9 protein-coding genes are annotated in these 11917 nt (G+C 46.7%); all 9 read right to left on the bottom strand.

Annotated elements, in window-relative coordinates; genetic code table 11:
- Nucleotides 1-123 precede the first annotated feature (123 nt).
- The 9 genes from FQV26_RS01270 to FQV26_RS01230 all read right to left on the bottom strand — a co-directional run bounded on the left by FQV26_RS01270 (nt 124) and on the right by FQV26_RS01230 (nt 11720).
- Nucleotides 124-1047, bottom strand: a complete 924-nt coding sequence (locus tag FQV26_RS01270; protein WP_146555569.1) for a dihydrodipicolinate synthase family protein — start codon at nt 1045-1047, stop codon at nt 124-126.
- A gap of 391 nt (nt 1048-1438) precedes the next feature.
- Nucleotides 1439-3709 (bottom strand): glycoside hydrolase family 65 protein, encoded by a 2271-nt coding sequence (locus FQV26_RS01265; protein ID WP_146555568.1) that lies wholly within the window; start codon nt 3707-3709, stop codon nt 1439-1441.
- A 12-nt stretch (nt 3710-3721) separates the two neighbouring features.
- Nucleotides 3722-4405: a beta-phosphoglucomutase gene (gene pgmB, locus FQV26_RS01260; protein ID WP_146555567.1), complete on the bottom strand. Its 684-nt coding sequence runs from the start codon at nt 4403-4405 to the stop codon at nt 3722-3724.
- A 29-nt stretch (nt 4406-4434) separates the two neighbouring features.
- Nucleotides 4435-5457 (bottom strand): LacI family DNA-binding transcriptional regulator, encoded by a 1023-nt coding sequence (locus FQV26_RS01255; RefSeq protein WP_146555566.1) that lies wholly within the window; start codon nt 5455-5457, stop codon nt 4435-4437.
- A gap of 46 nt (nt 5458-5503) precedes the next feature.
- Nucleotides 5504-6202 carry a YesL family protein gene (locus tag FQV26_RS01250; RefSeq protein WP_146555565.1) on the bottom strand — a complete coding sequence of 233 codons (699 nt, stop codon included), beginning with the start codon at nt 6200-6202 and terminating at the stop codon, nt 5504-5506.
- Nucleotides 6203-6227: 25 nt separating this feature from the next.
- A complete protein-coding gene (locus tag FQV26_RS01245; RefSeq protein ID WP_146555564.1) occupies nt 6228-7064 on the bottom strand; it encodes a carbohydrate ABC transporter permease in 837 nt (278 codons plus the stop codon).
- Nucleotides 7064-7945, bottom strand: a complete 882-nt coding sequence (locus tag FQV26_RS01240) for a carbohydrate ABC transporter permease (RefSeq protein WP_397430215.1) — start codon at nt 7943-7945, stop codon at nt 7064-7066. The genes FQV26_RS01245 and FQV26_RS01240 overlap by 1 nt, the downstream gene beginning before the upstream one ends.
- 100 nt (nt 7946-8045) lie before the next feature.
- The gene (locus tag FQV26_RS01235; RefSeq protein ID WP_146555562.1) at nt 8046-9290 is read right to left on the bottom strand and encodes a sugar ABC transporter substrate-binding protein; all 1245 of its coding nucleotides are present in this window, start codon (nt 9288-9290) and stop codon (nt 8046-8048) included.
- A 66-nt stretch (nt 9291-9356) separates the two neighbouring features.
- Nucleotides 9357-11720 (bottom strand): glycoside hydrolase family 65 protein, encoded by a 2364-nt coding sequence (locus FQV26_RS01230; protein WP_261384312.1) that lies wholly within the window; start codon nt 11718-11720, stop codon nt 9357-9359.
- Between the last annotated feature and the right edge of the window lie 197 nt (nt 11721-11917).

Genomic DNA, 11917 nt, shown 5'->3' with positions numbered 1-11917 from the left:
CCATCGGCTAGAATTCAATTTTTTTAAATTTTTTTCCGATAGAGCAAATTCGACTGAATATATTCACCTTCCGTAACGAAGAGAACGCTTTCATAAAATCTGCAGAAATAGTAACTAACCAGATTACGTTATATCCACTTTCCCTTGATTTTGCATAGGCCCTGCTTCTGCCAATAAAGAAGATACTTTTTCTGAAAGATCTGAAGGATATACATCAAATGGAGCTCGATGTCCCGCTTTTTCGCTAAACCACCTCTGATGTACGGCTTCTTTCATCGAGGTGAAATAAGATGGACATAACGTATATATTTCCATAAGCAGCGATAACTTCTGATGCTTCTTTTCGGCATCAGCTAAGTTGCCCTGCTGGTAATCTTCAAATAGTCCTACAGATATTTCAGGAACAAAAACAGCCGTACCGTTAATGCTTCCGGCCGAACCAATCATCAAAGCTGGCAATAGATGTTCATCAAAAGCCGAAAAGACCATAAAGTCTTCTTTTACTCTTGCCACTTCAATAATCATCTGCCTTAAATGGCTAATCTCGCTAACAGTTTCTTTTATTCCACAAATATTCGGATGAGTGGTAACCAGCCTTTTCACTAATTCAACCGAAAGCGATTGCCCGGTAAGAGAAGGAATATTATAAAGAAGAACAGGCAATTTTGTATTCTCAGCAATAATAGAGTAGAAATTGAATAATTGATCTTCACTGAGCGGCCAATAATACGGACTCACTGCCAGTACCCCATCCGCACCGTTTTCCTCTGCATGCGCGCACAATTCTAAAACGTCCTTCATCACCGTATGCCCAATTCCTACTAAGACCGGCACACGGTTATCAACTGTTTTAATCATCTCTTTAACATAAAGCTTTCTTTCATCCATTGTTAAAGAAGTAAATTCTCCAGAGCTGCCGGTCAATAGAATGCCGTGGATATTACTTTGAAGCAGCAACTCCAGATACCGTCGGTTCAGATCCAGATCCAGATTTCCTCCTGCATCAAATAACGTAACAACCGGCGGGATAATGCCCTTAAACTTCATCCTTCTCACACTTCCCTTCCTCATGTTAACCGTAAGCTTCACGATTTTGTTTTATAATGTAAAACTCGGTTTTCATATATTGAATTTAAGTTATTATAGCTTGTAAAATTCAGAATTGTCAATCTTCCGTTTTATAATTTTAAAACAGTCGAAAATTAATGATAAGAAAATCTCCGCCGGAACGGACATCGTCCCTTTTTTTAGACGCAAAAAAGGCCCGCCCCTAAAAGTCATTTTTTATGACCTTTTGGGACGGCCCCATGTGCAACAGCCGCATAATTTTGTAGATTCTTTTACAATGTAGCCACTTCTTTAAACTATCTACCCTTCAGGGTTCGATTCGGGCTATTTCCCCTTTTTTGTTCTCCGACTCTCCCGTTTTTCCACTCTTTTAGACAAGCGTTTCTTTCCCACTTTCCAAACCGAGTATTTCGCCATTGTGGGCAATGGTCAACGGATCGCCTTGCAAAACCGTGTAGCTCGTCGTTTCTCTTTCTTTGCGGATTTTCAGCAGCCGCCCTTGGTATTGCAGGCGGAACTCAAAGGAATTCCACTCCGCCGGAAGAGAAGGCGCAAAGGACAGGCCACTTTGTTTCAGGCGCAATCCGGCGAATCCATAGACGATGGCGAGCCACGTGCCGCCCATGTTCGCCATGTGCAGGCCGTCTTTTGTGTTCTTGTGCGTGTTTTCCAAATCCAGCCGCGCAGTTTCATTAAAGTATTCGTAGGCCTTTTCAAAATAGCCCAGTTTCGCGGCCATGATGCTATGGACGCACGAAGACAAGGAAGAATCATGGGTCGTGATTTGTTCATAATAATCGTAGGAGTTCTTCATCGTTTCAAAATCCTGTTCGTCTTCCAGCAGGAAATGTGCGAGCACTGTGTCCGCCTGTTTCAGCACCTGGTACCGGTACAAAGTCAGCGGATGGTAATTCAACAGGAGCGGGAATTTTTCCGTCGGCGTGTTTTTCAGGTCCCAGCGGTCCTTTTTCAGGAAGCTGTCGTCCTGTGCGTTGATCTTATAGGTTTCGTCATACGGCAGGTACATATTGTCACCAGCAGTCTTCCAGCCGGCCACTTCTGTTTCCGTCAGTTCCAACCCGCCCGCCAGCTGCTGCAAGCGTTCGCCGTCTGTTTCTTTCAAGCGCTCAAACACTTTAGCGGCCCATAGCAGATTGTGCTTGGCCATCACGTTCGTGTAGTAATTGTTGTTGACGATGCAGGTGTATTCATCGGGTCCCGTGACGCTGTCGATCCGGAACTCGCCGTTTTGCATATGCCCAACGTCTGCCCACAGCCTGGCGGTTTCAAACAGCACCTCCGCCATATAATCTTTCAAAAAGGCTTCATCTTGGGTAGCCAAATAAAATTGAATGTAGCTGTACGCGATATCCGCGCTGATGTGGTACTGAGCCGTGCCGGCCGGGAAAAAGGAAGAACTTTCCGGACCCGTAATGGTGCGCCACGGAAACAAAGCCCCTTTTTCATGCCCCATTTCTTTTGCCCGCTCCCTGGCACTGTCGAGGATGGAGTAGCGGTGCAGCAGCAGGTTTTTGGCGATTGTCGGATTGGTCATTAAAAAGACCGGGAAGATGTAGATTTCCGTGTCCCAGAAATAATGGCCTTCGTAGCCTTCACCTGACAGGCCTTTTGCTGCAATATTGCTGGCCGGATCTTTGCCCACCGATTGCAGGAGCTGGTACAGATTAAAGCGGATCCCTTCCTGGACCTGTTCGTCGCCGTCGATTGAAATATCCGAGATTGCCCAGTAATCGTCCAAATACGCTTTTTGCGCTGCCAGCAACTCAACAAAGGTTTTGTTTTGCGTTTGCTTCAGAAGCTTTATCGCTCTCTCGGCGACATCGTCTCCGTGACGCAGCGTATCCGTATAAACTGCGTACTTGGTGAAATGGATCGGTGCTGTGCCTGTGCAGAAGAACGTTTCTTCTACGCTCATTTCTTTCAGCTCGCTGCTGTAATCATGATTTTCTGCCTGCACCTTAGCAATCGATGCGCACGCCACTTCCAATCGTGTGCTGTAGGTCGTATCTTTGACCAGGCTGATGCGTTCTTCCTGGCGCACATCTGTTACATGAAGGCGCTTCGCATGGCCGGAAGCCAGGCGCGGATCTTCTTTGTCGACATAGTTGGAGACGTCTCCATTGAGCGTTGAAACAATCTTCACTTGCCCCACCGGCGTAATCGGTTCAATGGTAATGTCGAGTGCGAACAATTCTTTTGCAACGAATGAAACAAGCCGTTTGAAATGAATCTTCACTTCTTTTCCTTGCGGGGAAATCCAGTGGACGATCCGTTCAGCAAAGCCTGCATCCATATGCAAATTGCGTTCATAAACCAATACCTCACCTTCAAACAACGAAAACCGTTCATCATCCAAGTAGATCTCGACCGTTTGCGCATCGATGACGTTCAAGACTTTTTGCTGCTTGGCTGGAAATCCGTACAGCTTTTCGCCGTAGCTGATTTCCGTTTCATCATGAAATGCATTGATGTAGGCGCCGCGAATCGATTTGTATCCTTCTTCGTACCCTTCTTCGAAATTTCCTCTGACGCCCAAATAGCCGTTCCCTAATGAGAGAAGGCTTTCGTTCACCAGCAGATTCGGATTGTCCAGTTCAAATTTCGTCAGTTTCCAAGTCATGCTTCCACTCCTTTACAAGCCGGCGTTTTTCTTGCCGAACTGCCGGACCACTTTATCAAAGTCCAACTCCGAGGTTTCCGCCACCAAATAATCCGCATGGGACAGATAAGCGCTATCCCCGACACCCACAGAGAACATTCCGGCTCGGTTGATTGCTTCCACACCGGCTGCTGCGTCTTCTATTCCCACACAATCCCGGTAATCGATTCCGAAAGCCTCTGCAGCAACCGTGAAGGTTTCCGGATCCGGCTTTCCTTTTTTGACCTTTGCCGCGTCTACTATGTAATCAAAATAGCCGGCAAGGCCGAGCTTCTCCAAAATGGCTGGCGCATTTTTGCTGGCCGAACCAAGCGCCAGCTTAGCACCCGATCTTTTATTGGCTTCCAAAAAAGCTTCGATGCCGGGCAGGATATGTGCCGGCGTGATTTCTTCAATTAACTCTAAATAAGCGTCGTTCTTTTGCGTCGCCAGCTTCAGTTTTTCCTCATCTGTAAACCGGCCGCCGGAAAGATCCAGTGCCAGAATGCGGTCCAGTGAATCCATGCGGCTGATTCCTTTGAGCTGCTCGTTGAACGCATAGTCAAAAGAAATCCCGAGCCCTTCGGCCAGCTTTTTCCAAGCCATGTAATGAAATTCAGCCGTGTCCGTGAGGATGCCGTCAAGGTCGTATATAAACAGTTTCGGTTGTCGGGTCATGTCGTTCTCCTTTCTTCTTGCTGCGTCAGTTAATTGCTCGGCAGGCGTTGGACGCTTTGCCGCTCCAACAGCTGATGCGGAACCCAGACGTGCTGCCGTTCCGATTTACCTTCAATGATTTCCTGAAGCAAACGGGCGGACAATTTTCCGATTTCCACAAAATCCTGCCGGATCGTCGTCAGCGGCGGCTGCATGTACTGGCTGAGCAGCAAATCGTCAATGCCGGTGATGGAAACATCTTCCGGAATTCTTAAGCCCGCTTCTTTCACGGCCTTCATCACGCCGTAAGCCATCAAATCACTGAAGCACAGAAAAGCCGTGGGCTGTTTTTCCTGAAGATACGCTTTGGCAAGTTCATAGGCCAGTTCTTCCGAGAAAGAAGCTTCCAGAATATCGACGTCACTCAACTTCATCTTGTGGGTATGCAATGCCTTCTCCAAGCCTTTCCAGCGCTCTGAATTGACGTAGGTTTCACGCGTTCCGGACACGACCGCCAGCTTGCGATGATTTTGTTCCAGCAAATAAGCGGCGACTTCTTCAGCAGCTTTGGAATTATCGATGGATACGCTGCCGATCAAGCCATTGACCGTTTCGGCCATGATGTCGAGCACCACACAAGGCAAGCTGGAGTCGATCAGCTCTTTGTAATACTGGTCGTCTGTCCGGATTCCCTGCAAAATGGCTCCGCCGATATTGCGTTCACGGCAATATCGGACATAGCTCTGGTGTTTTTGCTGTTGGGAATCGATCAGGTAAATGGACAATTCAAAGCGGCTGTTCGTCACTTCCTGATAGACGCCTTTAAAAATATTGAACGCATTGCTGTCATTTTCATTGTCATTCAGTACGCCGGAAGAAATGAGCCCAAGCGTCGTCTGTTTTTTGGAGGATAAGTTTTTGGCATTGAGGTTCGGTGAATAATTCAATTCTTTCGCAATCGCAAAAATGCGCTGCCGTGTTTCTTCTTTCACATCTGCGTAATTATTAAACGATTTGGAGACCACGCTGACGGATACCCCCGCTTTTTTTGCCACTTCTTTTATTGTCGACATTTGCTGTTTCACTTCCTACATGAGTTTATCCGGTTAACAGGTCATTTCAGCTGGAGGTTTTGGCCTCCTGTTTGTTCTTAACCCGTAAGGTAAAGCTGTAAAATGCTGTAAATGACAGAAAAGCACTCAATGAACCCGTCAAAAGCGGCAACAGCACGAGCAGCTTACTGACACTGATCCATATGAGCAAGCCATTGCTGATCAGAATGATCAACCCCAGCAGCGGGCTGCCAGTTGACACAAAGAACGCATTCAACAGCCGTTCTTTCGTATTCATGCGGTAATGGACGCTGATGGACAGAAAGTTCACGGTATAGACGAACAGGGCTAAGCCTAGGATCAAAAACAGCAAATCGAGCGAAGCGCTTCCTGTTCTGAAATAGAAATACCCATAATACCAAATCAGCCATATTGCCGCAAAAGGCACACCCATCTTCATGCTTTCTTTGTAATTTGTTTTTAAATTGTTTACGTACATCTTCACCGAAGAAGAATCGCGGTCGAGCAGCCAATCCCGGACAGTCGCAAATACAGCGACCGTCGCCGGAAAAAACAAAAGGGGCGTAAACAGCAGGACAGCAGCACCAAAGAACACAATTCCGGCTGCATAACTGAGGTCTATGACTACAAATGCAGCGAATAATGGAAGGCTCATGATAAACCAGATGAAATTAACCGTCGCCAGTTTCAAAAACCATTCGCTTGCCGTATAAAACACACCCATCATCCCGTTCAACTCCTGCATGTTTTCCCCTCCTTCTGAAAAGAGCTTATTTGACAGCCCCTTCTCCGATTCCTTTGATAATGTATTTCTGTGCAAGAATATAGAAAATCACAACCGGGATAATCGTTAAGGTCAATCCGGCCATGGCTAAGTTCCATTCAATAGTGAATTCTCCGAAAAAGTAGAAAACAGACAACGGAATCGTCCGCAGTTCCTTATCGACCAGTGTCAATGATGGCAACAGGAAATCGTTCCAGATCAGGATGACATTCAAAATCATGACCGTAGCGGTAATCGGTGTCAGAATCGGGAAAATGATCCTCCAGAAAACACCGAACTTCGAAGCCCCGTCAATGGTGGCCGCTTCCTCAAGGGAAATCGGGATCGATTTGATAAACCCATGATACAGAAAGACGGAAAGCGCCGCATGGAAACCGATATTCATGAAAACCAGACCACTCAGCGTGTTGTACAACGGAATGCCGAGATTGGCTGTAATTCCGGTAACCAGCTGCATAAGCGGCATCATGAGCGTCTGAAAAGGAATCAGCATTGTGGCGATCAGCGTCATGAAAATGATCGTACTGATCCGGTTTCCGGAACGGACCAGCATCCAGGCCGTCATCGAAGACAAGATGACGATAAACAACACGGAAACGATCGTGACAAACATCGAATTCAAAAATGCGCTAAAGAAATTCATTTTCTCCATTGCTTCCGTATAGAATTGGAAACTGAACGCTTCGGGAAAAGCCAGCGCATTTTCGTACAATTCCCGTCTCGTTTTGAACGAGTTCACAAAAATGATGTAGATGGGAGATAGAAAGACTAAAGCAACCAGTATCAATATAATCTCTCTCGACCATTTGCTGAGTATGTGCATTACATATCAACCTCCCGTTTCTTCGTCAGGTAAACTTGGGTCAATGTAATGGCTGCGATAATTACGAAGAACAAAATGGCTTTTGCCTGACCGTACCCATAATTTCCGTAGCCAAAGATTTCATTGTAAATATTCATTGCAAACAGTTCCGTCGCATTTGCCGGTCCGCCGCCCGTCAAGGATAAGTTGACGTCGTAGATTTTGAAGCCGTACGACAGGGTTAAAAACAAGCTGATGGTAAATGCGGGCATGAGCAGCGGGAACGTAATCCTCATCAGCCGCTGCCATTTGCTGGCACCATCGACTTTTGAAGCTTCGATCAGCTCTCCAGGTATGCCTTGGATCCCTGCAATGTAGACAATCATGACGTAGCCTGCCATCTGCCAAGTGAAAACAAACACCAGGGCAAACAAGGCAAAGTTCTCGTTAAGCAGCCAGTTGAAAAAGATGCTTTCGAGTCCGAGCAATTCGCCGACGAATGTAAAGACATCCAGGAACACAAACTGCCAGATATAGCCTAAAATCAAACCCCCGATCAAGTAAGGCATGAAAAACATGGTGCGCGCTAAATTGCCCAGTTTCAGTTTTGAAGTCACCAGCAAAGCAAATGCGAGCCCCACGACGTTGACCGAAATCACGGACAGCACGGTGAACAGCACCGTAAGCCATGTGGATCTCAAGAACCGGTCATCTGAAAACAAGGTCAGAAAATTCTCCATGCCAACAAACACTTTCGGGTTGGCATTGATGCCATCCCATTCAAAAAAGGCATAATAGATTCCGATGACAAACGGAATGACGACAATAATTGTAAAAATGATGAGCAGCGGCAGTGTAAATATGAGATACCAGCCGATATTCTTCTTGTTGGCCACATCCATCCCCTCTTCCTTTTACGTTTTTCATTTTGATAGAGAAAAAGCAGAACACGCCTGCACAGGCGTGCTCTCTTTATTCATAGGTCATCCAAAAACCATAGGCTTACTTGATCGCATTCTGCCAAGCTGCATCCAAGTTGGTGATAAACTCTTCACTTGTCATCTCTTCATTGACAAAGAATTTCTCTGCAGCTGGTGCAAAATCATTCAATACAAGGTTTGCCGGGAAGTAGTTATGTGACCAAGGAATTGTTTCGCCGCTGTTGGAAGCTTCCAGAATCGCTTGCGATAACGGATCCAAGTCATTTGCTTCAATATTCGTCATCGCAGGGACAAATCCAAAGTCTTCAACGATGATGCGTTTGCCGGTTTCGCTTGTGTGCAGCCATTCCAGGAAGTCCGTAGCTGCTTGGATTTCTTCCGGTTCTTTATCTGAGTTGACGGCCCAGTTGCTGCCGACGCCTACTGCAAGCTTGTCATTTCCTTCAAGCGGGAATGGCGCCATACCGACTTCAAAATCCACTTCGAAATCTTGAAGCAAGCCCCATGCCCAGTTTCCTTGGTGGATCATCGCTGTTTTTCCAGCTGCAAAATCTCCTACCTGCTGGTCATAAGAAGTGCTCAACGGGCTCGGTGTATTGGCTCTGATGGCTTCCATGTACTCGCCGAATCTAAGGAATTCTTCCGTTTCCGCCATCGTCACTTCGCCAGCAGAAAGGCTGTCCATAAACTCTATCGGCTCTTCCTGAATCGAGAATGGATAGTTAATCATATGGCCGATGAGGAAGTAAGCTTCTGATGACAAAGCATAGCCGTTGATGCCTTCAGCATTGAATTTTTCCAATGTGCTTACGAATGATTCGTAATCTTGGATGTCTTCCGGATTCACTAAATCTTTGTTGTAGATAATCCCGAATCCTTCGACACCATACGGAATCCCGACCACTTTGTCTTCAAGCGTCAACGCCATGTCCGGTGCAATATTGCTGACAAATTCTTCGTCACTCAAGTCATGCAGATACGATTGCAAACTTTCAGCCACTGTGGCATTTTGCACACTCATAATCGAAGGGCCGGTTCCATTATTGAGGCGGATCTGAAGCTGCTGGAAATAATCATCCCCGGTCGTCCCGATGACTTCCACTTCCACCCCGGTTTCTTCCGTATACGTTTCTGCCGCTGCTTCGAGCTGATCGGAAATTTCAACTTTCGTTTGGAATATCGTGATCTTCTCTGCTCCTCCTTCGCCGCCTTCAGTTGTCGCTTCTTCGCCTCCGCTGCATGCAGCCAATCCTGTCATCAGTGCAGCCAACGCTATGCCTGCCGTGAACTTCTTTTTAAAAACCATGTGTAATGCCCCCTTTGATTTTTTTATAGTAAATAAAATGAACGAATCATTTTATTACTGCCCTAGTCATCCCGAATGGGTTTGTGCTTTGTTTGCGAGCGGCACTTCCATCACTTTGTCCGCTCTGTAAATCTGACCGCCAGTCTCAAATGTTGCTTTTCCGCTGTGTGCGGTGACTTTGAGTGACTGGTCTGTGATTTCGATTGTCAATGCCGTCCCCTGCCAGTAGATTGTAAACTTCATCCGGCGCCAGTGCTTCGGCAACAGGGGATTGATCCGCAGTGTTTCATCCGATAGCCGTACGCCTCCAAAGCCGAATACCGCCGAAGTCCAAATCCCCCCAATAGCCGCTGCATGTATGCCTTCATCAGAAGTATCCATTTGCGGCCCGAGATCGATTTCGCATGCTTGCCGGAACAAGGAGTAGGCCTTATCGGTTTCTCCCAGATCGTTCGCGACAACGGCATGGACCGCTAAACTCAAGGAAGAGTCATGCAAAGTGCGGGGTTCATAATACCGGTAATTCTGCTGTTTGGCTGCGTTCGATAAGCGGGCGTCCCCGCTTAAAAACGTCTGCTCCAGCAAGTAGAATAACAATACTGTATCCGCTTGTTTCGTCACTTGGATTCCATTGATCTGCTCCGCATTGAGATCCCGGTAAATGGTTCTCACTTTCGTTTGGTTCTTGTATTTTGAAAGGTCGATTTCCGGAAGCTGCAAATACGTATCATCTTGCGGAATGACTAAGTCCATCGCTCGCGGATTCGGCAAATACAGGTTTTCCGATTTTTCTTTCCAATCCAGACGCGCTTCTTCCAACCCGAATTGTTGGAAAAGCTCCGGATTTTCGGATGACAGTTGGTTAGCGTACCGTTCAGCGAGTTTCAAATTGAAATACGCCATATAATTGGTGAAAGCATTATTGTTCACATGCTCTTTGTATTCGTCAGGCCCGAGAACATTGCGGATTTCATACGCTTTCCCGTCTTCAGTCCATTCCAGCCTGCTTGACCAGAAGTTTGCCGTCTCAAAGACCATCTCGTAACCGCAGCGTTCCATGAATTCGGAGTCGCCTGTCACTTTTTCGTATTGATAAACGGCATAAGCGATGTCTGCGGAAATATGCTGTTCGATGATTCCTGACCAGATCTTCGACTGTTCTCCTGTCACAATGTCAATGTCTCCCCACAACGGTGTGGTTTCTCCATCTTCCGGCCAAGCCATTTCCCATGGATACATAGCGCCGGCATACCCGTTTTCCACTGCTTTTTTTCGCGCTCCGGAAAGTCCATGGTACCGGTACGTGAGCAAGGATTTGGCTGCTGCAGGATTGGAATAAATGAAGAAAGGCAATATAAAAATCTCCAAATCCCAGAAGGTATGTCCTTTGTATCCTTCTCCGCTCATTGCTTTCGCTCCCACGCCCAAGTATTCCTGAGCTGGCGGCGGCTGCATCGCCGTCAAGTGGTACAGTGAAAACCGGAGTGCCAGCTGGTCAAACGGCTGTTCACTTTCCAGTTCAAAATTGTAGATGTCCCACACCTTTTCCTGCCATGCCTGGCAATGCTGCCCGAATAGGGTGTCGTATCCTTTTCCTGCAAGATGCTGCAATTCGTCGAGAGATTGCTTGCGCAACTGGCCAAAATCATTCGACTGCTGCCCGTCCCGGCTCGTATGCACAGTCGCCAGTTTTTCCACCTCCAGCTTGTCATTCGGCTCGAGCTGGAAATCATAGGTCATCCACACTTTCCGGCGTGCCATGTCCTTGTCTGCAGCCGGAATGATGCTTTCGTTATTCAAGCGGATGTTATGTATCGCATTGAAAACCATGTCCACACCGGATTGGCTGGTCTTCTGAACAAGCTGGATCAAGCGGTCTTTCAGTATTCTCCGTTCCCCTTCAATGAAATGCTGCGACCCTGAATTGGCCATCCGTCCATTGATGCCGCTGTCAAACGAAATCGCCACTGGATGGGTCAAGCTTTCCACTTCCATCTTCATCGCAATCAAATGCAGGTGATCGAGCGACACAAAACGCTTAAAGTGAAACCGCAATTTTTTCCCTTTTGGCGATTCCCATATAAAAGACCTGGCCAGTTCAGCTGTTTTTAAATTAAGCTGTTTGCTGTATTCGCTGGTGTTTCCGAGTTCCAGGCTGAACCGTTCTCCGTCGATTCGAATATCCAATTGAGTGACATCCGCTGCATTCGGAAGTTCGGTCACTTCATTTTCCTGTGATTTATTGAAAGTTCCATTGATGAATAAGTTCCTGGTTTCCCGGCCATACGGTTCTTCTGTCGCAGAACGCAGCCCCATGTAGCCATTTCCAAGCATCATAACGGCTTCGCTTTTTCCCAGTGCATCGGTGGAAAAGCTTGTCTCTGCTACGATCCAGTCTTTGAATTCCCCTGTGCCGATGGAATAATCCATCACAGAAGCCGCCCCCTTTCGTGTTTACGAAAACGTTTTAGTTTTTTTCGAAAAAAATATCCGAGCTTCCGTCTGAGAAACATCTCCGCTTCTCCTCGAGCAAGCTTTCCTTTGAAACAAGAACTTCTTGAATTTTATGGAAAGCGCTTACACGACTTATTATAGGTTCTATATTTTGAATAGTCAAGAAAATCAAA

Source organism: Planococcus sp. CPCC 101016 (genome assembly GCF_007859295.1).
In the GTDB taxonomy this organism is placed as follows: Bacteria; Bacillota; Bacilli; order Bacillales_A; family Planococcaceae; genus Planococcus.
Note: the sequence above shows the minus strand (reverse complement) of the source record. Positions and strands in the feature narration are given on the sequence as shown.